Consider the following 25,789-nt stretch of genomic DNA (forward strand, 5'->3'; position numbering starts at 1 on the left):
GCGCGGACGCCCTGAGCTGATGCCGGATGCCTTACATGGTTGAACGTCATGCCCACGCGATCTCCCGTTACCGAAAGTTAACATTGCCGAAAACCTTTTCGGAGCCGATCGTGAACTCAGGCGCGGCGTCCGGCCGCGACCGCACCCTCAAAGGAGGTGACGTGATGCCGTCTTTCGCCCGATCCAGACAGAGATCATTGTCCGTGGGGACGGTGCTCTGTCTCGTCATCAGCGCGCTGATCACCCTCGGACAGGACGCGTCCGCGGCGCAGACCATCGGGTACCCCACGTTCACCGGGCCCGCCGTGCCCGCGCCGCCGGTCGGCTACAACACCGGCAACATGATGAAGGCCATCTACGACTCCGAGAGCTCCGGCACCGACTTCTGGATCGACCGGCTGCTCGGCCGTTCCGGCAGCGACCCCTCCGACGCCGACGGCGGCATCCTGATGACCCGCGGCCGCGCGCTGTTCATGAAGACCCACAACCCCGGCACGCTCGGCTTCGCCGGCAACGTGGCCTACATCGAGAGCATCAACAACCAGAGCGCGTTCACCGTCGCGATCACGCCGGGCACCTTCACCGAGCAGGCCGGCCAGCGCTGGCAGGCGCCGGGCTACTTCAGGAGCGTGCACACCGGCGGCAGCGTGCGGGTCGAGCAGACCAAGTTCATCACCCAGAACAACGTCGCCGTGGCCAACCTGTCGATCACCAACAACGGGTCCGCCGCCGCCACCCTGCAACTGCGGGCCACCTCGCCGTACGCCACCTCCGGCAGCGGCAACGAGCTGACCGGCACCGTCAACGCGTTCAACAACCTCACCACCCTATACCCGCGCCTGTCGGGCGACGGGTTCACCGCCACCGGCGGCGGGCTCAACCGGTCGGTCACCGTCGCCGCGGGCGCCACCGTCACCGCCAAGGTCGTGATGGGCTTCGTCACCAACGAGATCCCGGAGTCGCTGAGCGAGTACAACGCCTACAAGGGCTACAGCAACGCCACCGCGTTCGCCACCCACGTACGGGCGTACAACCTGTGGTGGGCGCAGAACATCCCGTACTTCGACTCGCCCGAGCCGGCCATCAAGAAGAACTACTACTACCGCTGGTGGCTGATGCGGTTCAACAACCTCGACGCCAACCTGCCCGGTCAGACCTACCAGTTCCCCACCTCGGTCGAGGGCGCGCTCGGGTACAACAACGCCATCGCGCTCACCCAGCCGATGCACATCGACGACCTGAAGTACCTGCGCACCCCGCTTTACGCCTACGGTGACTGGCTCTCGGTCGGGCAGGTCTCCAAGGGCGGCCGGTTCCTCGACAATCCCGGCGACCCGGCCAACTGGTCCAACAGCTACACCCAGTACATCGGCGAGGCGGCCTGGCGGAGCTATCAGATCCACGGCGGCCAGCCCGCCATCGCGGCGAACCTCGCCAAGTACGCCGAGGGCGACGCCAAGGGCCAGCTCAGCTACTACGACCACGACAACAACGGGCTGATCGAGTACGACTGGGGCGCGCTGACCGGCAACGACGCCGACGCGGTCTCGTTCCACTGGCGCAGCGGCAACCTCGACCGCACCGAGTCCGCCTACGTCTACAGCGGAGCCCTCGCCGCGGCGCAGGCCTACGACGCGATCGGCAACGCCACCAAGGCGGCGGAGATGCGCGCGCTGGCCACCCGCGTGCAGAACGCGGTCGTCAACGTGCTGTGGAATCCGACCGCGCGCGTGCTGCAACACCGCCACGTGGCCACCAACACGCTCGACCCGTGGAAAGAGATCAACAACTTCTATCCGTACGCGGTGGGGCTCATGCCCAACACCGCGACCTACCGCGAGGCGCTGCGGCTGTTCGCCGACCCGGCCGAATACCCGGTCTTCCCCTTCTACACCGCCAACCAGAAGGACAAGGCCGCCGCCGCGGCGGCCGGCAACCCCGGCAGCAACAACTTCTCGACCATCAACTCCACCGTGCAGTTCCGGCTCTTCTCCTCGGCGCTTCGCAACTACCCCAGCTCGTACATCACCACAGACGACTACAAGAAGCTGCTCTACTGGAACACCTGGGCTCAGTACGTCGGCGGCAACACCCAGTGGCCGGACGCCAACGAGTTCTGGGCCAACTGGAACGGCTCGTCCATCACCTACCGGTCCTGGATCCACCACAACATCCTCGGCAGCAGCAACTGGACGCTGATCGAGGACGTCGCCGGGCTGCGCCCGCGCAACGACAACAAGGTGGAGCTCTCGCCGATCAACATCGGCTGGTCGAACTTCGCGGTCAACAACATCCGCTACCGCAACTCCGACCTGTCCATCGTCTGGGACGACCCCGCCGACGGCGTGGTCAAGTACCCCGGCGTGCCCCAGGGGTACTCCATCTACGTCAACGGCAGCCGGGCGGCCACGGTCAACCAGCTCGTGCCGTTCGTCTTCGACCCCGGCACCGGCGCGGTCACCTTCCCCGGCACCGCCGGCACGGTCGCCTTCAACACGGCGGTCCCGGGGATGCAGGCGCCGCAGCAGGTCGTCCAGTCCGACCCGCGCGTGGTCGACGAACTGGCCAAGGCCGGGGCCGACCTCACCGGCAACCTGACCAACCTCGCCCAGGGCGCCACCGTGTCGGCCTCCTACACCGGCTCGGGCACCAGCACCGGCTCCGCGGTCGACGGGTACCCGATCAACGAGCCCTTCTGGGGGGCGGGCGGCTCGCCCAACGCCCAGGACTGGTACGAGCTGAACCTGGGCAGCGCCAAGACGCTCGACGAGGTCCGGCTCTACTTCAAGGACAGCCGCCCGGCCAGCGGCACCTACCGGCCGCCGTCCTCCTACCAGATCCAGTACCTGAACGGCAGCACCTGGACCAACGCCGGCTCTCAGGCGCAGACGCCGAGCACCCCGCAGGGCAACTACAACCTGGTGCGGTTCACCCCAATCACCGCGCAGCGGGTACGCGTGCTGATGACCAACGCCTCCGGCGCGAAGAGCGGCCTCACCGAGGTGAAGATCTACAACCGGGGCGGGACGGCCCCGCCGGCCGGCGCCAACCTCGCCCTGTCGGCGACGCCGTCCGCCTCCACCACCTCGGCGTGGGAGTCGGTCGCGGCCCTCAACGACGGCATCGAGCCGTCCTCCTCCAACGACACGGTCAACCCGCGCTGGGGCACCTGGCCTGAGCAGGGCGAGCAGTGGGGCGCCCTGACCTGGCCGTCGGCGGTGACGCTCAACAAGGCGCAGGTGTACTTCTTCGACGACGACCAGGGCATCGACCTGCCCGCGTCCTGGAAGCTGCAGTCCTGGAACGGCAGCGCCTACGTCGACGTCGCCGGCGCGAGCGGTTACCCCGTCTCCGCCGGCCAGTACAACACCGTGACCTTCACCGCGGTGAACACCACCCGGCTGCGCGTGCTGCTGCAGAGCGCCGCCGGCTTCTCGGTCGGAATGTTGGAGGTCAAGGCGTACGGCCCATAGCCCGTGCCATCGCGGCGGGGGAGACCACCGGCCTCCCCCGCCGCTCTGGTGAGGGCGTCGAGCAGGCCGGGAACGCCTCGTCCATCTCGGCGCGGCGGAGGGCGTTCATCCGCGAGGTGCCGACGAAGTACTGCCGGGTCAGGCCCGCCTCGCCTGGAGACAGGCGAGCCGGGACCGGGTGCGCACGTACACGATGTTGGAGCGGAACACGATCACCCTTGTCGATTCCGGCCCTGTGGGAGTCGTTGCGGGCTCTCCGGGTTCGGACAGGTCGTGCGATGTCTCCCTGGCAGAGGGGGGAGCCGAGGGGGAGGGGCGGGCGTGGGGATCCGCTGAGCCTGCCTTCCCCGAAGGGCATGGGCGAGATCACGCCGGGTGGTGACCCCGAGCTTGGTGTAGATCTTCTGCAGATGGTTGTCGACGGTGCGCACCGACAGGACCAGGGTCCGGGCGATGTCCTTGCTGGCCGTGCCGCCGGCGGCCAGCAGTGCGATGTCGCGCTCGCGCGCGGTCAGGGGAACGGCCTCGTGGCCGGTGGCCAGAAGGGGCGTGTCCGCGCCTTCGCAGCGCGTCCTCAGCTCCACGGCGCGTGCGACCGCCGCGGCGGCCTGGCGGAGGGCGCCGTTCTGTCGCCAGGCCTGGGCGGCGGTGGTGGCGGCCTCGGCGGCCAGGAGGTCCGCGCCGATGTCCTGGAGCATGTCGGCGACCTCGACAAGCCTCTCCGGGTCGTTCGCGGCCAGGGCGGCCGCCATTCGCGCCCGGACCGTCCTGAGGCGGCCGTCGCACATCCCGGCCAGTGTCGCGAGACGACCGGCCACCTGCCTGGCCCCTCCGAGGCGGGCCACGTCGGTGAGTAGCAGCGCCTCGCAGGTCAGCTGGCCGGTGTCCCGCGCCGTCGCGGCGGCGCGAACGAGGGTCTTCCGCGCCTCGGCCAGCTGCCCCCGAACCGCCAGCAGCCAGGCCTCCCCGAGCAGCTCTTCGCCGGCGAAGAGCTGCTGACCCGGGTAGGTGTGAAGTTCGTCCAGGGCCGCCTCGGCCACCTCGACGTCACCGAGCACGGCGCTGGTCGCGCACAGCCCGGAGAGGATGAGACGCAGGGGCCGGAGATGGTGGTGGGCTCGGGCCGGCGCCGCCGCCTCCGCATACCAGTGACGCGCCGTGGCCACCCTTCCGGCCAGCCACTCCACCCGTGCCCGGCTCAAGGCGTTCCACGTCGCCCCGTAACCTCCGCCGCGCCCGGTGAGCAGGTCGTCGGTGCCGCGCGCTCCGATCTCACGGGCCAGGGCCAGCCGGCCGTTCTCCGCCGCCGCGTGGGTGAGCGGGAGCACGTAGGTGAACGCCGGGGGAAGCAGGGCTTGCTCGTCCTGCCGATGTGCCCGGTGGGCCCGCTCGGCCGCCTCGGCCAGGGACCACGCCTCACGGGTACGGCCGAGCAGCGCCAGCCCTGTCGCCTTCGACGACGTACCCATCAGCCACCCGTTCACGTCCTGGGTCCTGAGTGCCTCCCGTGGAAGCGGGTCCAGCAGCTCCACCCCCTCGGCGGGCCTGCCGGACATCGTGATCATGGTTGCCCTGTCGATGAGCAGGAGTTCGCGATCGGCTCCATGGGGGGCGCGGGCGAGTGCCTCGTCGTTGAGTTCAAGGGCCTCCTTCGTCCGCGCGCCCATCCAGAACAGGTTGTGGGTCCGCATCCTGGTCGCTACCCGCCGTTCCCGGTCGGTGGACGCCTGCTCGTACACGCCGGCCAGCACTGCCTCGGCTTCGTGGCACCGGCCCGTCTCCATGAGCGCTTCGCCGTACAGGAGCCGGGATCCGGTCGTGTGGTGTTCGGCGGGCACCTTGCTCAGCAGGGCGAGGACGCCGGCAGGGTCATGGGCGCGGTGAGCCGTGGCCGCGGCCCGGACGAGCAGGGCAGGGTCGGCGGTGCCGGTGGCCGCGAGCCGCCATGAGGCGACGCGCAGCGCGTCGTCGCCGCGGCGGGCACCATGGGCCTCGATCCGCTCGGCCTGGCGTAGCAGCATGGCCCGGCGCCGGATCAGGGGCGTCTGTGCTCGCAGAACCTTCCCGTACAGCGGGTGGGCCAGAGTCAGGCTGACGCGCCGCCCATCACCGGACGCGCGGATCAGCCCGGCCTGTTCCAGATCGATCAGGGTCTGCGGGCGGGCGGCGACGTCGAGGGCTCCCAGCGGTTCGCATAGCGAGAGGAGCTCCAGCAGAGGGCGCCCCGTGCCGCCCGCGGACGCCAGCCGGGCGTTGATCAGCTCGGTCAGTCGTGGCGTGAGCGGCCGTGCGCCCTTGGCCAGCTCCCATAACGTTCCATCGCTCGCCAGCGCCCCGGTCTGGAGGGCTCCGAGCACCAGTTCGCGCAGATAGAGCACGTTCCCGCCGGACATGCTGAACAGCTCGTGCAGTGTGCGCCGCCCGACGGGTCCGCCGAACACGGTACGGAGCAACTCCTCGACCGTGTCCTGGTCGAATTCGGCCAGGTCGACCCGGTGTATCGAGTCCTCCCGCCGCATCACTTCCATGGCCTCGGTGACGGACCCGTCCGTACGGATCGTCCCGATGAGGAAGATCAGGCCCACGTCCATGAGCTGCCTCGTCAGTACCACGGAGGCCGCGTCCAGCAGATGCAGGTCGTCCACCAGCACCACGAGCCTGTTCCGCGCCGTTCCGGCGAGCGCCTTGGACACCGAGACGAATCCCGCCACGGGGTTGGCGGGATCCACGTCGGGCGGGAGCAGGTGGGCTATCGCTCCGTACGGAACCGTCGACGCCGCCGCGCTCGCCGCCGCGCGCACGGCGTGGTATCCCTCGTCCACCGCCGAGATCAGGCACTCCTCCACCAGCCGTGATCTCCCGGCACCAGGTGGGCCGCACACCACGAAGCCCTGACTCCATCGGTCCGCGAGCACCTGGGAGAACCGCGTCAGCTCGGCGTGGCGGCCGACGAACGGCCAGCGCCCCGTCAGCGGGTGCGGGTCCGCGGCCGTCTCGCCCGTGGCATCGCGGGTCCTTTGGCTCGTCGTTCCGCCCATCGACCCGCGGCCTGCCAGAGCGACCGGATGCCGAGGGTACGCGACCTTGGTCATTGCGCTTCGCCTTTCCGCGGTGGACGCTCCCAACGATGCGAGAGATGGATTGGCGATTGCTTGCCGTCCGCTTGGGATTCGTTCATCGGCCAACAGAAGCCGCATTCGCCATGCCCTGCGGAGTCGCCCCGCCGTGAGTCCGGGGGATGATGCTGGCGTGCTGATCCGTATCGAGGCGTCCGACCTGCCAGGGTGGGAATGCGGGCAGACGCCCGGTTTCCCCGGCTACGGCAACATCCACGTGGGTGTGCAGCGGCGCGACCGCCGTGACGAGTTGCTCAACCCGCATCCGGGAGATGCTCCCTCGGCGGCCTGGGAGCTGGAGGTGACCGCGACCCGCGGGGAGACCGGATGGGATCTTCGGGGCCCGTTTGTGCAAGGCAGGCCGGGCGGCCGGTTCGTATACCTGTCATGGGGCACAGTCGATGACGCCGGGATGTTTGCGATGTTCCGGCGGGCGAAGCTGTGGTTCGACGGCATCCCCGCGGCCGTGCTGGACGCTGCGGTGAAAGACGGGATGCTGGTGGCCCGGCTGGGGCTGACGGATTCGCGCGGTCACCCGTTGTGCGCCGCGGTGCGCCCGCCGCTGGTGGAGTGGTCCGCCTCCACGGGCTGATCCACTGGCGGACGTTACGCGCTGGCCATCTTCGGCCCGCTCCTCCAGCCCCTCCCATAGGCCGAATCGACAACCAAGGGTTGTCGATACCACTTCGACAATCTACGCTTGTCGCATGGCTGAGGTGGGCGTACGGGAGCTGGTCGCGGCCGTGCAGGAGCGCGCCGCCGGCAACGACCCGCTCGTGCTGATGGAGACCGCGATCGTCGTCGCCCGGGAGACCAGCACCGCGGCCGACGAGGTGATCGAACACTTCGTCGGTGCCGCGCGGGCGGCGAACGTATCGTGGACGCTGATCGGAGAGCGGCTTGGAGTGTCCAAGCAGGCCGCCCGGCAGAAGTTCGCGCACCGCCTGGAGGTCAGCGACCTCATCGGCGATGCGGCCGAACACATGGTCATGGTGCCGCGCCTGTCGGCCTGCCTGCGGGTCGCCCACACCGCCGCGGACGCCGATGACAGCGTCCCCGGCACCCAGCACCTGCTCCTGGGGCTGCTCCACGTCGGCGTTGCCGCCAACATCCTCGACCAGCTCGGTGTCACCCGCGAGAAGGTCCGCCAGGCCAACGCCCGCCTCTTCGAACCCGTAGTGATCGCAGGCGGCGATGGCGAGGAACGCCGCGTCGTCGGGGACGGCGAAGCCGACGAGGCCCTCACCCAGGCTCGCCGCCTGGCCGCCCGCCGCGGCCAGACCCAGGTCCGCTCCGAACACCTGCTGTTCTGCCTGGCCGCCGACCCCGGGTCGTCCGCCCGCCGCGTCCTGGCCGACCTCGGCGTCGACGTCGAGAGGATCAAAAAGCAACTGCAGGAGTGGATCCCGCCCGTCCAACGCAGGCACCGCCGCATTGGCAAGGCCAAGAGCACCGAGCGCGCGTGCTCGTTCTGCGGCTGCAAAGACCTCGGCCCGCTGGTCGCCGGGCCCGGCGTGTGGATCTGCGGCAGCTGCGCCCACACCGCCATCGAAATCCTCCGCGCCGAACCTCGCGGCGTCCGCACCGGTTGACATCACCGCTACCGGAGCAAGGGGATGAGCCACCGTTCACCGACCTCGCGGCTCATGACACGTTTCTTACCGGCACGACCGCCGTGAGTTCAGCCGGACTGAAGGACTTCCATCGGGAACCCACGCCAGTTCGGTTCGTGAAATCCGAAAACGTGGGGAGTTCGACCAGCGTCGGGGCTTCGCAGTCAAGCAGGGTATGGCCAGAATTCAGCGGAAAGGGGGGCTGGAGGCGTGTTCCGGCTGGTTAGTGGCCTTCGGGGGCCTCGCGGGCGGGGCGTCAGGCCCCGCCGCGTCCATTGGGGGCGTCATAGACCAGGGTGTATCGCCAGAACAGGCGACGCCGGATCCGGGCGCCGGGCAGTTCCCGTGCGGCCGCGGCTCGGATGTCGGCCAGGGTCTCCTGGGGATCGGTGGTAGGCGCCGTCATGTGCAAGGGCAGCGCTTCGGCACGGGCCGGGTGCTTGACCAGCCCCATGATCGGGTTAGCGGCCATGGCAGGCAAGGCGGCGAGCAGGTCGGCGGGCCCGGCCTCCCGGTAGCAGCCGACGACCACGAGGCGCCCGCCCGGGGTGAGACAGCCGCGCAGTTCGCGCAGGGTGGGCACCAGCGGGAGGTGGTGCAGGACAGCGACGAGGGTGACGGCGTCCCAGCGCCGCTGCGGGTCGCGCCCGGCGAAGTCGGCTTGGACGATGGTGACCGCAGGGTCGTCGGCGAAGCGCTCGGCCGCGGCGCGGGCGGTCGCGGGGTCGGGTTCGAGCCCGGTGACGGTGGCGGCGCGGCGGCGGAGCAGAGCGGCGAGGTTGCCCGTGCCGCACCCGACATCGAGGACGTGGCGGGCCCCGGATGCGGCCACCCGGTCGGCGACCCAGCGGCCGTAGTGGTCGTTGTGGCTCCACGGGTGCCGCCGGTTGAAATGATCGAGGTGAGACAGCAGCGCCATGGCGATCACCTTAGCGATCATCACTCACGCTCATGCCTGCTCAAGTTCGTCGGCAAGCAGGTGCTCGGCGACGGCGGAGTATCTGGCGGCGGTGCTGTGGGAGATCCCGAAGACCAGCGACAGGTGGAGCGGGTCCGGTCCTCCGGTGAGCGCTTCGCGGAGGATGCGGTCCTTGCGTATCCGGTCGACGCTGCATCCGGTGTGGTTCATCCGCAGCGTCACGAATTGTTGGCTGATCGGGGTGGTGCCGTGGGCGGTCTTGTCGTTGATGAGGACGTGTGGGTTGTTGGTGTGCGGCCAGGTTGCGCGGCGGTGGCGGAGCCAGCGGCGTAGTGCTCGATGGCTGAGGTCGCCGAGTCGCTGGCGGCGGCCGGCGAGAGTGATTCGCCGGTTGGCGAGGTCTACGTCGTCGAGCGTCAGGTGCCGGATGGCTCCAGTGCGAGCGGCGTTCTCCGCGGCCAGGACGATGATGACTCTTCCGGCGAGGTCGTCGGCCTGTTGCTCGATGGCCCGAATCTCCTCATCGGCCATCGGGAGCAGGGCGAAGTCTGCTGGGCGGGCCTTCAACCCGGTAGTCGGGTTGAAGAAGATCAGGCCGTGCTTCTTGGCGAATCCGAACAGCGATCGCACCGCGCTGGTCGCGGTGGCGCGTCGTGAGCCGCTGAGCGGTCCAAGCGCTGCGCTGATGTCGGAGCGGGTGACCTCCCGCAGGTGGTCGTAGCTCGCCGCCCAGTCGTCGAGGAATGGCCGGATGCAACCGAAGTAGACATAGATGCTGGATGCGGACCGGGGCCGTGCCCTGGTGTCCCCGTCGAGCAGGACCAGCAGCCACTGACGGACGGGGGTGATGAAGCCGGGTGCGAGCTGGCTTGTGCCGCGGTCAATCCAGGATCTGATCGCCGGAGCGGAGTCATCTTGGAGCAGGTCCAGATCGGTGAGCACTTCGATGAGCCGAGGCCGCGACACCCAGCGGTGCGGCCGGGTCCGGACCTCGCTGAGCAGGACGCACTCACCTGCGGGGAGGCCAGTTAACATCGTGACCAGCCCGTCGAGGACGCATCTGGTGGTCGAAGGGTTCCAGCCGCCGATTTGGCCAAGTTCCTGGGCGTGACGCGCCGCTGCACGCAGCACCGGATCATCTGCCGTCAACGCCGGGTGCTGCCAGCGTGGCGGGACCGGCTGGCCGTTCTTGCGCCGGTAGTAGGAGGCTAACGCTGAGCAGGAGTTGCTGCAGTAGACCTGATTCCGGCGTCGCTTCTCCGGCAACGGGGTGTCGCAGTGTGCGCAGTTCATCGTGGGGGAAGCGACCGCCCGGCCCCGGTGCGCGGGGTGACCGGCCGATCCTGGCCAACCGCCGTGGTCTGGTCATCGTTGTGGTGCCGTGGTTCGGCGACAGCCTCGGGTTGTGGGATCAGCAGTTCGTCGACGCCGCAGCCCAGCACGGTGCAGATGACGTCGAGCTCGTCGAGCTTGACCACGTTGGGGCTTCCCGACCACAGTCCCGACATCTTCCCGGCACTGATGACCAGGCCACGTTCGGCGAGCATCCGCTGGAACTCGCTGGCCTTCCAGATCCCACGGTTCGCGGCCGCCAGGCGCAGGTTCCATTTCATCGGGTGAGTCCTTTCCATCGGTCGGCGACGCGGCGCTGTCCGGTGACCCAGGCGTCTTCGACATGGGTGGCATGCACGTGGATGTACCTGGCCGTGGTGCCGGTCCAGGCATGGCCGAGCAGTTCCTGGATCGCGAACAGGTTCATCCCGGCCAGGTAGAGCTGGGAGGCGCAAAAGTGCCGCAGCACGTGCGGCGTTAGCCGTCCCGACCACGTCGGCAGATACCGGTCGACGGCGTCGATCAAGGCGCGGCGAAATACGTCCGCCGTGGCACGGGTGCAGGTGCCCTCGGCGTTCTTCCGCTCCGAGGGGAACAACGGCGTGCGATGGCTGGATAGGTCGAGCTCGAACAGCCCGAGGACGTCCTCGATGAACCAGCGCAGGCTGCGATCGGCGCCGTTGATCAGGGGCACCAGCCGCGGCTTGGGCCCCTTGCGGCGAGATCCCTTCCCATGGCGGACGTTCAGCTTGCCGAACCGGCCCAGCTCCCAGCGCACGTCCTCCAGGTCCAGCATCCGGGCCTCGTTGATCCGTAACCCGATATCGGCGACCAGCCGGGCCACGGCGTAATTGCGGGCCGCCGGGGCGAACTTGCGGCAGCTCAGCAGCTCTTCGCGCCACCCGGCGAACAGCTGCTCGATCTCCTCGACAGTCGGCGGGACGCGCAACTGCGGATCCACGGACAACCGCGGCCGGTTGACCTCATCGAGAGGGCACTCGACGACCCGGCCGGTTAGGTTGTGCAGCTCAACCTTGTGCCGGAGCTCCAGAAACCGGAAGAACACCGTCAGAGCGGCCGCTCGCCCGGTGCGAGTGGAGGGCTTGGCCTCTCGCAACACCTTGCCGAAGTAGACGTCGCCGTCTTCGGGCTGCATCTCCCACAGCGGCCGGCCGAACCAATCCCGGATCAGCTCCAGATGATTGGCGTCATTGCGGATGGTGCTGTCGGTCAGCCCGGCCGACGCCCGAGCCAGCACGAAACCCGCCAGGACGTCGGTCTCAAAGGCGGCAAGATCTTCTTCGCTGCCAGGGGCTCGGTGCTCGCGTAGATCTCGTACGACTCCCAGCGCCAACCCGCGCCTCCCGACTTCACCAGCGCCGCCGTCTCATCACTTCGGTGACAGATTATTCACGGAGAGTGAAGCTACTTCAGAGTGCGCTGATCGATCCGGCAAACGGGAGAAGACGCAGTTCGCAGGCAGTGAGCGTGCACGGTGAGGAGGATTCAGCGCCCTCAACTCGAGAACTGTTGCTTACCCAAGATCGGCGAGGTCGTGCTAGGGCGCTGTCATCGGCCACGCGGCGAGTTGCGCCTTTGCAGCCTCGATCCGTGGGTTCGTCCTATTCGGGGATGGCCGCTACTGCGTCGATCTCCACGAGCGCGCCTGGGCGAGCGTGTCCTGCGGTGGAAACGACCGTGATGGCTGTGCGGTGATTGCCCCACACTGATCGCGACGCCGCGTATCCCACCTGTGCGTTGACCCCATTGACGAGGTAGATGTTGAGTTTGACGACATGCTCGGGACCGGTACCCGCGGCAGCAAGCACAGTCAGCACGTTTCGCATTGCCTGAGTGGTCTGCGCCTCAATACCGTCGAGCAGGTTTCCGGTGCTATCGGTGCCGAGCTGGCCACCGACATAGAGCGTCCGGGCAGCGGGTGCGATCACGCCCTGCGTGAAGGCAGGGTTGCTGTGGAGTTCTTCAGGGTCGAGGTGTGTCGTCCTTGCGGTCATGAGTCTTCCCCTAGAGGTGCCGGGTTTCGTGTGCAGGTAGAGGTCGCGCAGCAGGCAGACCTCGGACAGGTGGTGGATCAGCTCGCGGTGGATGTGCAGCACCAGATCGGCCATGGGCGCCTCGGGGAAGGGTTCCTTCGCGCCGACCGGGACCCGGAGCCCGGCCTCGCCGAGGCCGCGCACCCCGGCCAGCCAGAGGTCGAGCTGGGCCTCGAGCTGGTCGAGCGCGGTGGCCGCACTGCCGGCGTACTCCCAGGTCTCGTACGACGCCGCCGGCGCGCCGAAGTGCGCCGCGTTGCGCGCGGCGAGCACGCCGACGATGACGTGACCGAGTCGCCAGGCGATCGTGGTGAAGGCCGCGGGGACCGGCGCGGGGAAGGCGTAGTCCATCGTGAAGTCCCCGGCACCGAGCCGCACGGGCGCCGTCGAGCTGCCGCGCGGCCGCACGCTCCAGGCGTCCGGCACCGGCGACCAGAAGTACTCGTCGTCGGTGAGGCCGTCGAGCCGGGCTCGGAGCTGATGGTTCCAGTGGAACTCCCACTGCTCGCGCAGCGTCCGGTTCCAGTCGAGTTCGTCTGCATCCATGGAGCCACCCTGACACCTCTAGCGGACAGGATCGGTCCGCCATTCTGGCAGGGTGGGCGACATGGACGTGGCAAGGGGTGACGAGCGGGGTACGACGGAGCGGGTGCTCACCCTGCTCGGGCTGCTGCAGCAGCGCCAGATCTGGACCGGCCCCGAGCTCGCCGACCGGCTCGGGGTCACGCCGCGCACGGTGCGGCGTGATGTCGAGCGGCTGCGCGCGCTCGGCTATCCGGTGCATGCCAGCCAGGGTGTCGGCGGCGGCTACCAGCTCGGCCCGGGGCAGGACCTGCCGCCGCTGCTTCTCGACGACGAGGAGGCGATCGCCACAGTGGTCTCGCTGCTCGCCGGCGCGGGTGGCGCGGTCGCCGGCGCCGGCGACGCCGCCCTCCGGGCGCTGACCAAGCTCGACCGGGTGCTGCCCACCCGGCTGCGGCACGAGGTGCGCGCGCTCTCCGGCTCGGTGGAGTCCTTCGGCGGAGGCCGCACGCCGGTCGACCCCGAGGTGCTCATGACGCTGGCCAGAGCCTGCCGCGACGAGGTCGAGGCCGGCTTCGACTACCCGACCGGGAGCGAGGTGCGACAGCGGCGGGTCGAGCCCTACCGCCTGGTCGCCTCCGACCGGCGCTGGTACCTTCTCGCCTACGACCTCGATCGCGACGACTGGCGCAGCTTCCGCGTCGACCGGATGACCGATGTGTCTGCACGGACCTGGCGCTTCCGCCCGCGCGCGGTGCCCGACGCGGCGACGTACGTGCAGGAGGGCGTGGCGAGCCGGGTCTACCCGCACCAGGCGCGCTTCCTCGTGCACGCGTCGGCCGACACGGTGCGCGCGCAGATTCCGGCGTCGGCGGCCGTCGTACGACGGCGAGGGAGCGAGCTCTGCGAGGTGCTCAGTGGCGCCGGCAGCCTCGACTTCGTGCTCATGCACGTGCTCCTGCTGGGGCACGACTTCGAGGTACTCGACCCTCCGGAGCTCGGGAGGCGCTGTCGCGCGCTGGCGGAGAGACTGCTGATGGCCGGTGCAACGATCTCACCGGTGCCGGACATGGAGGAGTCATGAGCCGCGACGCTTCGACCTGACGGCCTACGCGGATTCGCCCCGTGACATCGTCCACCGCGAGACATGAGCGCCACTCAATGACAGCTCCTCACATGCCGATCAATATGGTGAAATAGCGATCAAGCGACATCCCGCGTAGTGACACGTTACCCAGGCCACAGGCACTGTGCGGGGACGATGGGTGACAGCCAGAAAGGCAGTGTCAATGTCCAGCGCGCAGTTGTACGACACCATCGGAGCCACCTACACCGTGACACGGCGCACTGAACCGCGCATCGCTGCGCGGATCTGGGCTGCGCTCGGCGATGCCCGGACCATACTGAACGTCGGGGCGGGCACCGGGTCCTACGAGCCCCCCGACCGCCACGTCCTCGCGGTGGAACCGTCGGCGCTCATGCGTTCGCAGCGCCTTCCGGACGCGGCGCCGTGCCTGGTTGGATCTGCCGAGAACCTGCCGTTCGATGACCAGTCCTTCGACGCCGCGATGGCTGTTTCCTCCGTTCATCACTGGCAGGACCCGATTGCCGGCCTGCGTGAGATGCGGCGGGTCGCTCGCCGCGTGGTGGTGTTCACGCACGACACCAGTGACACCGGATGGCGTCATCGGTTCTGGCTCACTCGCGACTATCTGCCCGAGGTCGCGGACCTCCTTGTCGGCCGGCCTTCGGTGACCGAGCAGGCCCGCGCGATCGGAGCCCGGATGGAACCGGTGCTCATCCCGTGGGACTGCGCTGACGGCTTCTTCGAGGCCTACTGGCGTCGGCCCGAGGCATACCTGGAGGAGAATGTCCGTCGCGGGATATCGGTCTGGGCCAGAGTCGGGCCGGACGCCGAGCAGCGCGCAGTGCACAGCCTCCGCGATGACCTCGCATCCGGTCGGTGGGCCGAACGCAACCGAGACCTCGTCGATCTCGACGCGGCAGAGCTTGGCCTTCGCCTGCTGATCGCCTGAACTGGCAATCCCCTGAAATCGTGGAGACGTCTCTATGCGGCGATGGCCTTCTGAGGCCTTGCTCTGGCGGTCATGATTCGTTGTTCGTAGTCGATCGGGGATAGCCCGTCGGCGGCGGTGCCTGCGGCGGGTGTTGTAGAGATCGGCGATCCAGGTGGCGATCTCCACGCGGGCGTCGGCCCTGGTGGCGAAGTAGTGCCGGTGCACGAACTCCACCTTGAGGGTGGAGTTGAACGACTCGGCTGCGGCGTTGTCCAGCGCGCAGCCGACCCTGCCCATCGACCGCACCACGCCCCAGCGCCGGCAGGCAGTGTTGCAACGACTCGGCGAGTACTACGGGGACCCCGACCCCGACCGCGCGCTGGCTGCGGCCGCCGACGAGCTGGGTGAGGCGCTCGGCGAGCTGGAGGGAGTCCTCGCTGCTGGGGATGGCTCGGTGCGTCTGGACGACGGCGGTGATCTGGTGATCTCGCCGCTGACCGCCGAGGACGTCCCGGCCGAGGCGACTGCGTTGAAGGCGGAGCTGACCGAGATGCTGCCGTTCGCGCCGATCGTGTCGCTGCTGATCGAGCTGGACACGCACCGGCTACCTGGATTGCTTTACCCACGCCGGCGGCAAGCAGGCCCGCAGCCCCGAGCTGAAGCGGAACTTGATCGCGGTGCTGCTGGCCCACTCGGCCCGGTTCTCCCGAAGCTACGGCGAAGTGACAAGTAGCTCTCTTAGCGGATATGGGGTGTGCTTGTCAGCGTTTTTGATCTTCTGGGGTCATCGGGGGTTGTGCTCGGCGAGGTTGGTCCGGTCGTGATGACCGGAGGGAGTGCGAGGTGCGGCAGGAGTGGGAGCCGGAGGACCTGATCGAGGTCTGGACGCTGCTGGAGGAGGACCAGGAGCGGCTGCGGAACAAATCGGGGGCGAACCGGTTGGGGTTCGCGCTGTTGCTGAAGTTCTTCGAGGTGGAGGCCCGGTTCCCGGAGGACGCTGGGGAGATCCCGGTGCCGGCGGTGTCGTACGTCGCCCAGCAAGTGAGGGTGCCCGCGGAGGAGTGGGCCGCTTACGACTGGTCGGGGCGGGCGATCAAGCGGCACCGGATGGAGATCCGGGGCGCGTTCGGCTTCCGTGAGTGCACCGAGGAGGACCAGGCCCAGCTCGCCGAGTGGCTGGCGGTCGAGCTGTGCGGGGTGGAGCTGAACCGGGACCGGCTGGCGGAGGCGGTGGTGGCCCGCTGCCGCAAGGACCGGCTGGAGCCGCCGGCCCCAGGACAGATCGCCCGGCTGGTGGGCAAGGCGGTCAGCACCTTCGAGGAACGGTTCTGCGCGGCCACCGTGGGCCGGCTGTCGGCGGCGACCCGGTCGCGGCTGGACGACCTGATCGCCGAGGACGCCGGCACGGATGCGGAGAGCGCGGGCGGCGGGGGCACGTTCTTCACCGAGCTGAAGGCGGACCCCGGGGCGCTGGGGCTGGACAGCCTGCTGGCGGAGGTGAACAAGCTCCAGCGGGTCCGCGGGCTTCAGCTGCCGTCGGAGCTGTTCGCGGACGTGTCGGAGAAGCTGGTGGCGGCCTGGCGGGCACGGGCGGCGAAGGAGTACCCCTCGGACCTGCGGGCGGCGGCTGGGCCGGTGCGGTACACGCTGCTGTCGACGCTGTGCCATGTGCGGGAGACGGAGATCACCGACTCGCTGGTGGAGCTGTTCATCCAGCTCGTGCAGAAGATCAACACGCGGGCGGAGAAGAAGGTCGAGGGCGAGTTCAGCAAGGAGCTCAAGCGGGTCCGGGGCAAGGAGGGCATCCTGCTGCGGCTGGCGAGGCAGCGGTCGCGGAACCGGGCGGCACGGTCCGCAAGGTGATCTATCCGGTGGCCGGGGAGTCCACGCTGAAGGCACTGGCGGCGGAGGCCGCGGCGAACGAGGCGCGTTATCGGGCCCGGGTGCGCACGGTGCTGCGTTCGTCGTACTCCAACCACTGGCGGCGGATGCTCTCGCCGCTGCTGAACGCGTTGGAGCTGGAGTGCAACAACACCGCCTACCGGCCGGTGATGGACGCGATCGACCTGCTCAAGAGGTATCTGGACCAGCCCATCGCCAAGGAGGGCGCGTTCTTCGACGAGGCGGAGAAGATCCCGTTGGGCGGGGTGGTGCGCGAGGAGTGGCGCAAGGCGGTCGTCGACGAGCGCGGCCGGGTCGAGCGCATCCCGTACGAGCTGTGCGTGCTTGTCTCGCTACGGGACGCGCTGCGGCGGCGGGAGATCTGGGTGCCGGGCGCGAACCGGTGGCGCAACCCGGAGGACGATCTGCCGCCGGACTTCGAGGACAACCGCGATGTGCACTACGACGCGATCCGCCGGCCGCAGGATCCGGAGAAGTTCATCGAGGCGCTTCAAAAGCGGCTGCGGGAGACGCTGACCCGCTTCAACACCGCGCTGGAACTGGGCACCACGGGCGGGGTGGACATCGTCAAGAAGCACGGCGAGCCATGGATCAAGGTCTCGCCGCTGGGCAAGCAGGAGGAGCCGGAGAACCTCGTCGCCCTGAAGGCGGAGATCGAACGCCGCTGGGGCACCATCGACTTGATCGACATCCTCAAGGAGGCCGAGTTCGCCACCGGCTTCACCGGCGAGTTGTCGCAAGCAGGGAGGCCGTACCGAAGGCGGTGCTGCGGCGCCGACTGCTGCTGGTGCTGTTCGCGCTGGGGACGAACATGGGCATCAAGCGGGTCGCGGTCACCGGCAAGCACGGCGAGAGCGAGGCCGTCCTGCGCCGGGTACGGCACCTGTTCGTCAACCGGGCCAACCTGCGCTCAGCGCTGGTGCGGCTGGTCAACGCCACCTTCGCTGCGCGCGATGCGGCGTGGTGGGGCGAGGGCACCGCCTGCGCAAGCGACTCCAAGAAGTTCGGCTCCTGGTCCTCGAACTTCATGACCGAGTGGCACCAGCGGTACCGCGGCCCCGGAGTGATGATCTACTGGCACGTCGAGAAGAAATCGCTGTGCGTCTACAGCCAGCTCAAGTCCTGCTCGGCCTCCGAGGTCGCCGCGATGATCGAGGGCGTGCTGCGGCACTGCACGGACGTGGAGATCGACCGGCAGTACACCGACACGCACGGCGCCTCCATCGTCGGGTTCGCCTTCGCCCACATGCTCGGCTTCATCCAGGCTGAAGAACGTCGGCTCGGCGCGGCTGTAAAGGCCGGCCGCCGGGGAGGACGACACCTGGCCCCGCCTGGCGCCGGTGCTGTCGACCAAGACGATCGACTGGGACCTGATCCGCCAGCAGTACGACCAGATCGTGAAGTACACCACCGCCCTGCGCCTGGGCACCGCCGAGGCCGAGCAGGTCCTGCGGCGCGAGATCAACGACGGGCTCCAGGTCGTGGAGAACTGGAACTCTGCCAACCACGACCTGTTCTACGGCAAGGACGGCGACCTGACCGGCTCCGACAAGGAGAGCCAGGAAGTCTCGATGCTGGCGCTGCACCTGCTCCAGTCGGCGTTGGTACACGTCAACACCCTGCTCCTCCAGGACATCCTGAGCGAGGAGAAGTGGCAGAAGCGGCTCACGGACGCCGACCGGCGGGCCCTGTCACCGCTGTTCTGGACCCACGTGAACCCCTACGGCCGGTTCGAGCTGGACATGAACTCCCACCTCGAACTGGCCGTCGCCGCGGCGGTCACGGTTCCCGGCCCCCGTAGCGCAACCGTGGCGCCCACTGCCCAGCCGGTGGGCGCCACGGAAGGCTAGGTCTGAAGACCCGGCGGAGCGTCAGAAGCTTACGAGGGCGCTGATCGGCTTGCGGCCCCATCACCTACATGGCGCGGGCGTGGACGCCGATGCCGCCGGAGACGAGCAGGTTGTCGCCCGTTATGTAGCTGGCTGCGTCGGATGCGAGGAAGGCGACGGCTTCGGCGATGTCCGCGGGGGCTCCGACACGACCGAGGGGAACGCCTTCGCCCCAGGAGGCGATCGTGTCGGGGGAGATGCCCATCTTGCTGTACGCGGGGGTGTTGACCACGCCGGGGCTTACCGCGTTGACCCGGATGCGGCGGGGGGCGAGTTCGATGGCCAGGGAGCGCACGAGGGGCAGCAGGGCTCCCTTGGCGGCGGTCATGGCGGCGCCGAGTCCCTCTGCGGCGCCGACGGTGAACACCACGGACGCGCCTTCGTTCAGCAGGGGGAGCGCCTTTTGGAGGGTGAAGAAGTTGCCCTTGACGTTGATGTTGAACAGGGCGTCGAAGGTGGCCTCGTCGGTGGACTCGATCGAGAGGCCGGGACGGGGGAGGCCCGCGTTGAGGTAGAGCAGGTCGAGGGAGCCCAGGTGCTCGCGCGCCTGGTCCAGGGCCTGGTCGATGTCGGTCAGGGAGCCGATGTTGGCCTCGACGGCGGTGACGTCTGCGGGAAGGACGGCGTTGTCGAGGTCGCCGAGGCCGGTGACCATGACGCGGTAGCCGCGCGAGTGGAGCAGTTCTGCGGTGGCCTTGCCGATCCCGCTGGTTCCGCCGGTGATGAGTGCTGTCTTTGTTGCCACGGTTGTTCTCCTTGCTGATTGCGCGGGGGCGCCTCCAGCCCTGTCGCCACGGGCAGAGAGGAACTGAGAGGCAAAGCGCCGTGCAGGCGCCCGGTCTCGCTTCCATGACAGCGTACGCCCGATTGGCAGCGACTGCCAAACCTCCTGCAGGTGTCAGGCTGGCAGGCCGCGCTAAGCTGATGGCATGACGCAGGGAACACAAGGCAAAGGGGCGACTACGTCCACACTGTGGGATCGCACGCGGCAGCTGGCCGCCCAGGAGATCCTCCAGACCGCATTGCGCCTGTTCACACAGCAGGGGTACGACGAGACGACCATCGCGCAGATCGCCCGCGAGGCCGGCGTCTCCCAGCGCACCCTCTTCCGGTACTTCGGCACCAAGGAAGACCTCATCGGCGGCACCGAGGAGCAGTTCGCCACCCTCCTGACGGAAACCGTCCGCAAGCAGCCCGCCGATGCCGGCGCCTGGGAGGCGTTGCGTGCCGCGTTCAAGGCCGCGCTCTCCCTCCATGAAAGTCCCGAGCAGGCGCTGGAGCGCTTCCGCTTGGTGCACCACACCAACTCGCTGCGCGCCGCCTATCTTGGGAAGCGCGTGCGCTGCCAGGAGGAGCTACTGCCACTGCTCGAAGCCAGACTGGCGCCCTCGGGGACGGACAGGGGGCAAGCCCGCGCCATCGTGGCGACAGCGTTCGCGTGCTTCGATGCCGCCACTGCGACGTGGCTCGAGAGCAACGGGCAGGGCGACATCCTTGACCTGTACGACCAAGGCCTGGCTGCGGTACGCAGCTAGCGTTCTCACACACGGTCCTTTGCGCGAGCAAGATCAACAACGGGCTGCCGGACCCCTACCGGCCCCCGATCGGTTCTCAGAACCCGTTCTCAATCAGAAGCAGGACGGGGCCCTTCTGAGACTTGCATTGTGCGAAAATCCGGCCCCATGACGGACCCTCAGCAGCCCTGCCCGGCCGAACGGTCGGACGCCGACGACGTTGAACAACACACCTGTCCGAAGTGTGATGCCCAGCCCGGCTCGCCCTGCCGTTCGCGCGCCGGCGCGGTCACCTCCGCCTACCACACCCGCCGCTTCACCATGGTGCCCCGCCTGAAGAAGGCGCTGCGGGTGCCGACCCCGGCCGACCGCGGCCCAGGCCGGCCGTGGCGTCCTGGCACCCCGCCGCCAGCGCCGATCGACCCGGACCTGCCGAGCGCGGACATCCGCATCGGCTACGCCCGCTGCTCGACCCTCGGGCAGGAACTCGACTCCCAGCTCGACGCGCTCGCGGGGCACGGCATCCCCCGCGACAAGATCTTCAGCGAGAAGATCAGCACCCGCATCCGCGTGCGGCCCAAGTTCGAGGAGGCGCTGCGGACCGCGCGGGAGGTCAAGGCCCACGCCCCGCACTGCCGGGTCATCTTCACCGTGTACGAGATGAAGCGCCTCGGCCGCGACGCCGCCGAACTCACCGCACTGGCGGACCACCTCACCGCCCACGGCCTGGTCCTGGAGATGCTCGCCGGGCCCCTGCCCGGCATCTACGACCCCACCGGGCCGGGGAAGCTGCTGTTCGCGTTCTTCGCAGCGATGGCGGAGACCGAGCGGGAGAACATCCGGGAGTCCACGCTCGAAGGGCTCGACACCGCGGCCCGCAAGGGCAAACACGGCGGCCGGCCGCCGGTCATCACCGACGACATGCTCCACACCGTGCTCCGCCGCCGGGCCCTCGGCGAGTCCGTCGAGCAGATCCAGCCCGACCTGATCATCCCCACCGGCAAGCGCAAGGGACAAAGCCCATCGGTGGCCAGCATCTACCGGGCGCTCTCCGAGCACGCCAAGCGTGAGGCGTACCCCGAAGCCGTCGAGGCCGCGCACGCCGACTTCGCTGCCCTCCTGGCCAGCGAACTCCCCGGGCCCCGCCTCGCTCTACCTGACCGAGCGTCCCTCTGATTACAGAGAGCTACTTGTCACTTCGCCGTAGCTTCGGGAGAACCGGGCCCACTCCACCAATCTCGGGCTGACGCGGATGGCCGACGCGTGCGGGATCTCCTACGACGTGCTCGCTTGGACGTCGGAGTGGTACGTACGGGAGGAAACGCTGCGCGCGGCGAACCTGGCCATCATCGACTACCACCAGCGCCTGCCACTCACCCCGATCTTCGGCACCGGCACCCTGTCCTCATCAGACGGACAGCGGTTCCCCACGCGCGGAAAGTCAGTCACCGCAAGGGCTTTGAGCCGGTACTTCGCGTCCGAGGGGCTCTCGACGTACACACACGTGACCGACCAGCACACCACCTACGGCACGAAAGTCATCGTCGCGACCAAGCGCGAGGCCCACTACGTCCTCGACGAGATTCTCGGGAACGCGACCGACATTCCCGTCACCGAGCACGCGACGGACACCCACGGGGTCACGCTGGTCAACTTCGGCTTGTTCGACCTGCTCGGCTTGCAGCTCTCTCCGCGGATCCGGGATCTGGGCAAGATCACGCTCTACCGGGCCGGATCGCGTGCGCAGGTCGAGGCCGACTTCCCGCGCACCGGGCCGCTGCTGACCCGCAAGCTCAACACTCACCTGATCGCCGAGCACTACGACGACCTGCTCAGGCTGGCCGGGTCGCTAAAGTTCGGCCACGCCACCGCATCCCTGCTGGTCGGCAAACTCTCCGCATCCAGCCGGCAGAACGCGCTGGCGGCGGCGCTGAAGGAGTACGGCGCGCTGCGGCGCACCATCTACGTATTAGTTACGTGGAATCTCGCCTCAGGGATGATCCTTGCTCTGGGGCGTCGCCACGAGCTGAGGGGATCTGTTGAGCATCTCGAAGGTGTTGGAAGGCAAGTGGCCAGTACTGCTGCGGCACGAGCTGGCCGTCGGCTGGTTGCAGGTGTGGGCGGACCTGGGCCGGGCGCCTCGGACGATCGATGCGTACGCCCGGGGGCTGGCCGAGTACCTGGAGGCGTGCGAGCGGGAGGGCGTCGACCCGGTGTCGGCGAACCGGGCGCACGTCGCCGTCTACGTCCGGGAGTTGACGAGTCGGCCGAGCAAGCGCGGCGTCAACGTCGTGTCGATCGACTCCGGGGTGGGGCTGGCGAACGCGACGTTGCAGCAGCGGCTGGTGCCGGTCCGCTTGTTCTATGACTTCCTGATGGAAGACGGGTTGCGGGACTCCAACCCGGTCGGGCGGGGCCGCTACACGCCCGGCCGTGACTTCGGTGGACACGATCGGGGTCTGATTCCGCGGTTGACGAAGTTGCCGTGGATCCCGGACGAGCGGCAGTGGCTGGATGTGTTGGCGGTCGCGGCGCTTGAGCCGGCCCGTAACCGGGTGATGCTCGCGCTGGCCTACGACGCGGCGCTGCGCCGCGAGGAGCTGTGCTTGCTGCGCACCGACGATCTGGATCCGGGGCACCGGACACTGCGGGTACGAGCGGAGACCACGAAGAACAGGCTCGAGCGGATCGTCCCGTACTCGGCTGCGACCGGAGTACTGCTGTCGGGCTACTTGGTGCGTCGGGCGGCGATCAGCCGGGCGAGGGGGCCGTTGTTCTTGTCGGAGTCGCGCCGCAACTTCGGTGAGCCGTTGAGCTTGTGGACCTGGTCGAAGGTGGTCCGCCGGATCGCCCTGGCCGCCGGAGTTCCGCGGTTCGCCACGCACACCACCCGCCATCTCTGCCTGACTGATCTGGCCCGGATGGGCTGGGAACTGCATGCCATCTCTACGTTCGCCGGGCACAGGTCGACCGAGTCGACGATGCGCTACATCCACCTGTCCGGCCGGGACCTGGCCGACAAGCTCGCCCGCGGGATGGAGCATATCCACGCTTGGCGAATCGGCATGCTCGCCCAGCTCGCCGCCGACGGCACCCCGGTTGGAGCGGGGCGGTGACCGCCGCGTCGCGGCGGCCCGCCGAGCTCGGATCGGCAGGCTCGTGGGTCTGGCCGGTGGACGTGACCTGCTACGACCGCCGGACTACTCTCAGCCATCTTGAGCTGGCTGTTATGCGGCGCCTCGACACGAGGTTGCGCCACCGCACCAGCCGAATCGATGACCTGGCCGAATGGAACATGCTCGGACGGTTGACCCGGCCGCTCGACGACGCGGCAGCGGCCCTGCACCACGCGGACACGGAGCTGCACCGGCGGGCGGTCGCTGACGCGACCGGCCTGGTGCTGCTGCGCTGTGCCGAGGAGAAGACCTCGTTCTGGGCCTGGTCAGCGCAGGGCTGGCTCCGGCTGATCGGCGTCAGCATCGCCGAGTTCCAGCGCCCGTGGCCGGACACCATCGACCCAACCGCACGCCCTCACCTCGTCGCCCTGGCCTACCTGCTCGGCGGGTTCACCGACTTCGACCGGATGGGGCCGTTCGGACGGGTGAACCTCGCCCGGCGCATCTTCGGCATCGAACTCGTCGACCACGCCTATCAGCAGGTGTCGGAGATCCTCGGCGGTTGGGGCTACCGCATCGGCGATTCCGAACGCGAGCGGATGACCACCGTGCTCAGTCAACTGCTGCTCCTCAACGGCAGCCCACTGCTGGCGGACCTGACCACCGAAGCGTTCATCCAGCTCCGTCCGAGGATGCGGCGTCGCTGGCAGGTCGCCGAGATCCACGGCATCCAACGCGCCGCCGCCGGCCTCGGGTTCTGCGACCCGCCGTCGTCGATCCACGCCGGCCTGCCCGCCATCGAGGGCACCGCGGAGTCATGGGCGACCTGGGTCGACCGATGGCATTCGACCTCGACGCTGACGCCGAAGGTCCAGGCGATCTTCCGAAGCGTGATAGCCAAGGCCGGCCGCTGGCTGGCCGCCGAGCACCCGGAGATCACCGAGCCCAGCGAGTGGACCCGCCAGACCTGCGCTGCCTGGGTCGCGACTATCGACCGGCTGACCGTTGGCGAACACGTCCAACGCCACGCGGGTCTGGACAAGAGGAAAGGCGATCCGATCTCCCCTCGGACGAAGGCCGGCTACCTCGCCGCCACCAGGACCTTCTTCCGCGACTGTCAGGAATGGGAGTGGTTCCCACGCCGCTTCGATCCCGCCCGGGCGCTGGCGACCCCGCGCACCATCCAGGCACTCATCGGCCCGAACCCCCGGGTGATCGCCGACGACATCTGGGCCAAGCTCCTCTGGGCCGGTCTCAACATCGAAGCCGACGACCTCCCGGCCAACGCCAGCGGTCCCTGTTACCCGATAGAACTCATCCGCGCCATCACGCTGACCTGGCTGTTCAGCGGCCAGCGCAGCGACGAGATCGTCCGGCTTCGCATCGGCTGCATCCGCTGGCAACACGACGGGACATCGATCCCCGGCGACTCCCGCGATGTCCTCGCTGAGGACGCCGTATGTCTGCTCGACATTCCCACCCACAAGACCGGCACCGCGTTCACCAAGCCGGTCGACCCGCTCCTCGGACAGGCCATCGAGGCATGGCAGGCCGTCCGGCCCGACCAGCCGAAGATGCTCGACCACAAGACTGGCGAGCCGGTCGACCTGCTGTTCGCGACTCGGGCACGACGGGTCGCCAAGGCATACATCAACGAGACGATCATCCCGACGCTCTGCCGCAAGGCCGGCGTCCCGACCGCTGACGTCCGCGGCAACATCACCAGCCACCGGGCTCGGGCGACCATCGCGACCCAGCTCTACAACGCCAAGGAACCTATGACGCTGTTCGAGCTGCAGGAATGGCTCGGCCACCGTTCGCCCGAGACCACCCAGCACTACGCCAAGATCACCCCGAACAAGCTCGCGCAGGCATACAAGGACGCCGGGTACTTCGCCCGCAACGTCCGCACCATCGAAGTCCTCGTCGACCGCGACGCCGTCACCAGCGGTGCGGCGGCGGCCGGCGAGCCCTGGCAGTACTACGACATGGGCCACGGCTACTGCACATACACGTTCTTCGAACAGTGCCCGCACCGCATGGCCTGCGCCCGCTGCGACTTCTACACCCCGAAGGCCTCGTCCAAAGCGCTGCTGCTGGAAGCCAAGGACAACCTGCAGCACATGCTCGCCAACATCCCGCTCACCGACGACGAACGCGCCGCGGTCGACGACGGCCAGGCGGCCCTAGACCGGCTGCTCGGCCAACTTGCCGATGTCCCTACCCCCGCGGGGCCCACACCCCGGGAAATCAGCACACCGGCCCAGGCGACCCTGCTGCCGGTCATCGAGATCAACCGGAGGCCGACCTAGTGCCACGTC

Annotated in this window: 18 protein-coding genes and 4 pseudogenes; 13 read left to right on the top strand and 9 right to left on the bottom strand. The window is 68.7% G+C overall.

The window, feature by feature from the left end; all coding sequences use genetic code 11:
• Window positions 1-203 precede the first annotated feature (203 nt).
• A complete protein-coding gene (locus OG589_RS12765; RefSeq protein WP_405152030.1) occupies window positions 204-3,473 on the top strand; it encodes a discoidin domain-containing protein in 3,270 nt (1,089 codons plus the stop codon).
• 212 nt (window positions 3,474-3,685) lie between these two features.
• Here the strand turns inward: OG589_RS12765 and OG589_RS12770 are convergent, their stop codons facing one another.
• Window positions 3,686-6,565 (bottom strand): LuxR C-terminal-related transcriptional regulator, encoded by a 2,880-nt coding sequence (locus OG589_RS12770; protein ID WP_405148897.1) that lies wholly within the window; start codon window positions 6,563-6,565, stop codon window positions 3,686-3,688.
• Window positions 6,566-6,722: 157 nt separating this feature from the next.
• Here OG589_RS12770 and OG589_RS12775 point away from each other — a divergent pair, with 157 nt between their 5' ends.
• Window positions 6,723-7,181: a DUF5990 family protein gene (locus OG589_RS12775; RefSeq protein ID WP_405148899.1), complete on the top strand. Its 459-nt coding sequence runs from the start codon at window positions 6,723-6,725 to the stop codon at window positions 7,179-7,181.
• Window positions 7,182-7,296: 115 nt separating this feature from the next.
• A complete protein-coding gene (locus OG589_RS12780; RefSeq protein ID WP_405148901.1) occupies window positions 7,297-8,181 on the top strand; it encodes a Clp protease N-terminal domain-containing protein in 885 nt (294 codons plus the stop codon).
• 277 nt (window positions 8,182-8,458) lie between these two features.
• Here OG589_RS12780 and OG589_RS12785 read toward each other — a convergent pair whose 3' ends face one another.
• The 6 genes and pseudogenes from OG589_RS12785 to OG589_RS12810 form a co-directional block, all read right to left on the bottom strand.
• Window positions 8,459-9,121 carry a class I SAM-dependent methyltransferase gene (locus OG589_RS12785; RefSeq protein ID WP_405148902.1) on the bottom strand — a complete coding sequence of 221 codons (663 nt, stop codon included), beginning with the start codon at window positions 9,119-9,121 and terminating at the stop codon, window positions 8,459-8,461.
• A gap of 30 nt (window positions 9,122-9,151) precedes the next feature.
• A complete protein-coding gene (locus tag OG589_RS12790) occupies window positions 9,152-10,156 on the bottom strand; it encodes a hypothetical protein (protein WP_405148903.1) in 1,005 nt (334 codons plus the stop codon).
• A gap of 254 nt (window positions 10,157-10,410) precedes the next feature.
• Entirely contained in the window at window positions 10,411-10,734 is a 324-nt protein-coding gene (locus OG589_RS12795; RefSeq protein WP_405148904.1) for a helix-turn-helix domain-containing protein, read from the bottom strand.
• Window positions 10,731-11,807: a tyrosine-type recombinase/integrase gene (locus OG589_RS12800; protein ID WP_405148906.1), complete on the bottom strand. Its 1,077-nt coding sequence runs from the start codon at window positions 11,805-11,807 to the stop codon at window positions 10,731-10,733. Before OG589_RS12800 ends, OG589_RS12795 begins: the two co-directional genes overlap by 4 nt.
• A 268-nt stretch (window positions 11,808-12,075) precedes the next feature.
• Window positions 12,076-12,468 carry a RidA family protein gene (locus OG589_RS12805; RefSeq protein ID WP_405152031.1) on the bottom strand — a complete coding sequence of 131 codons (393 nt, stop codon included), beginning with the start codon at window positions 12,466-12,468 and terminating at the stop codon, window positions 12,076-12,078.
• 27 nt (window positions 12,469-12,495) lie between these two features.
• Window positions 12,496-13,053: pseudogene (locus tag OG589_RS12810) on the bottom strand (DinB family protein); the annotation flags it as partial.
• 61 nt (window positions 13,054-13,114) lie between these two features.
• On the opposite strand from OG589_RS12810, the gene OG589_RS12815 reads away from it, so the two are divergent.
• Window positions 13,115-14,113: a helix-turn-helix transcriptional regulator gene (locus OG589_RS12815; protein WP_405148908.1), complete on the top strand. Its 999-nt coding sequence runs from the start codon at window positions 13,115-13,117 to the stop codon at window positions 14,111-14,113.
• Between the two features lie 205 nt (window positions 14,114-14,318).
• Entirely contained in the window at window positions 14,319-15,065 is a 747-nt protein-coding gene (locus tag OG589_RS12820) for a class I SAM-dependent methyltransferase (protein ID WP_405148909.1), read from the top strand.
• A 168-nt stretch (window positions 15,066-15,233) separates the two neighbouring features.
• Here OG589_RS12820 and OG589_RS12825 read toward each other — a convergent pair.
• A pseudogene (locus tag OG589_RS12825) lies at window positions 15,234-15,344 on the bottom strand (hypothetical protein); the annotation flags it as partial.
• Window positions 15,345-15,890: 546 nt separating this feature from the next.
• Between OG589_RS12825 and OG589_RS12830 the strand changes: the two are divergent.
• From OG589_RS12830 to OG589_RS12840, 3 genes and pseudogenes are all read left to right on the top strand, one after another.
• On the top strand, window positions 15,891-16,910 hold the full coding sequence (locus OG589_RS12830) for a DUF4158 domain-containing protein (protein ID WP_405148911.1): 1,020 nt from the start codon (window positions 15,891-15,893) through the stop codon (window positions 16,908-16,910).
• A gap of 625 nt (window positions 16,911-17,535) precedes the next feature.
• Window positions 17,536-18,147, top strand: a pseudogene (locus tag OG589_RS12835) (Tn3 family transposase); the annotation flags it as partial.
• Between the two features lie 142 nt (window positions 18,148-18,289).
• Window positions 18,290-18,799 carry a Tn3 family transposase gene (locus OG589_RS12840; protein ID WP_405148912.1) on the top strand — a complete coding sequence of 170 codons (510 nt, stop codon included), beginning with the start codon at window positions 18,290-18,292 and terminating at the stop codon, window positions 18,797-18,799.
• A gap of 64 nt (window positions 18,800-18,863) precedes the next feature.
• Here OG589_RS12840 and OG589_RS12845 read toward each other — a convergent pair whose 3' ends face one another.
• Entirely contained in the window at window positions 18,864-19,583 is a 720-nt protein-coding gene (locus tag OG589_RS12845; RefSeq protein ID WP_405148914.1) for an SDR family NAD(P)-dependent oxidoreductase, read from the bottom strand.
• A 184-nt stretch (window positions 19,584-19,767) separates the two neighbouring features.
• Here OG589_RS12845 and OG589_RS12850 point away from each other — a divergent pair, with 184 nt between their 5' ends.
• From OG589_RS12850 to OG589_RS12870, 5 genes and pseudogenes are all read left to right on the top strand, one after another.
• Entirely contained in the window at window positions 19,768-20,373 is a 606-nt protein-coding gene (locus OG589_RS12850; protein ID WP_405148915.1) for a TetR/AcrR family transcriptional regulator, read from the top strand.
• 147 nt (window positions 20,374-20,520) lie between these two features.
• Complete coding sequence (locus OG589_RS12855; protein ID WP_405148917.1) at window positions 20,521-21,528, top strand: recombinase family protein; 1,008 nt, start codon at window positions 20,521-20,523, stop codon at window positions 21,526-21,528.
• Window positions 21,529-21,586: 58 nt separating this feature from the next.
• A pseudogene (locus OG589_RS12860) lies at window positions 21,587-22,720 on the top strand (Tn3 family transposase); the annotation flags it as partial.
• On the top strand, window positions 22,644-23,468 hold the full coding sequence (locus OG589_RS12865; RefSeq protein ID WP_405148918.1) for a tyrosine-type recombinase/integrase: 825 nt from the start codon (window positions 22,644-22,646) through the stop codon (window positions 23,466-23,468). The pseudogene OG589_RS12860 and the gene OG589_RS12865, both read left to right, overlap by 77 nt.
• Window positions 23,465-25,780 carry a tyrosine-type recombinase/integrase gene (locus tag OG589_RS12870; protein WP_405148919.1) on the top strand — a complete coding sequence of 772 codons (2,316 nt, stop codon included), beginning with the start codon at window positions 23,465-23,467 and terminating at the stop codon, window positions 25,778-25,780. Before OG589_RS12865 ends, OG589_RS12870 begins: the two co-directional genes overlap by 4 nt.
• The last annotated feature ends 9 nt before the right edge of the window (window positions 25,781-25,789 follow it).

It is taken from the genome of Sphaerisporangium sp. NBC_01403 (assembly GCF_045040145.1).
GTDB lineage: Bacteria > Actinomycetota > Actinomycetes > Streptosporangiales > Streptosporangiaceae > Sphaerisporangium > Sphaerisporangium viridialbum.

What these genes read in the sequence shown, in the direction of transcription:
- OG589_RS12770 (WP_405148897.1), bottom strand. Translation starts at nt 6,565, where the DNA reads ATGACCAAGGTCGCGTACCCTCGGCATCCGGTCGCTCTGGCAGGCCGC.
- OG589_RS12780 (WP_405148901.1), top strand. Translation starts at nt 7,297, where the DNA reads ATGGCTGAGGTGGGCGTACGGGAGCTGGTCGCGGCCGTGCAGGAGCGC.
- OG589_RS12785 (WP_405148902.1), bottom strand. Translation starts at nt 9,121, where the DNA reads ATGGCGCTGCTGTCTCACCTCGATCATTTCAACCGGCGGCACCCGTGG.
- OG589_RS12790 (WP_405148903.1), bottom strand. Translation starts at nt 10,156, where the DNA reads ATGTTAACTGGCCTCCCCGCAGGTGAGTGCGTCCTGCTCAGCGAGGTC.
- OG589_RS12795 (WP_405148904.1), bottom strand. Translation starts at nt 10,734, where the DNA reads ATGAAATGGAACCTGCGCCTGGCGGCCGCGAACCGTGGGATCTGGAAG.
- OG589_RS12805 (WP_405152031.1), bottom strand. Translation starts at nt 12,468, where the DNA reads ATGACCGCAAGGACGACACACCTCGACCCTGAAGAACTCCACAGCAAC.
- OG589_RS12815 (WP_405148908.1), top strand. Translation starts at nt 13,115, where the DNA reads ATGGACGTGGCAAGGGGTGACGAGCGGGGTACGACGGAGCGGGTGCTC.
- OG589_RS12820 (WP_405148909.1), top strand. Translation starts at nt 14,319, where the DNA reads ATGTCCAGCGCGCAGTTGTACGACACCATCGGAGCCACCTACACCGTG.
- OG589_RS12850 (WP_405148915.1), top strand. Translation starts at nt 19,768, where the DNA reads ATGACGCAGGGAACACAAGGCAAAGGGGCGACTACGTCCACACTGTGG.
- OG589_RS12855 (WP_405148917.1), top strand. Translation starts at nt 20,521, where the DNA reads ATGACGGACCCTCAGCAGCCCTGCCCGGCCGAACGGTCGGACGCCGAC.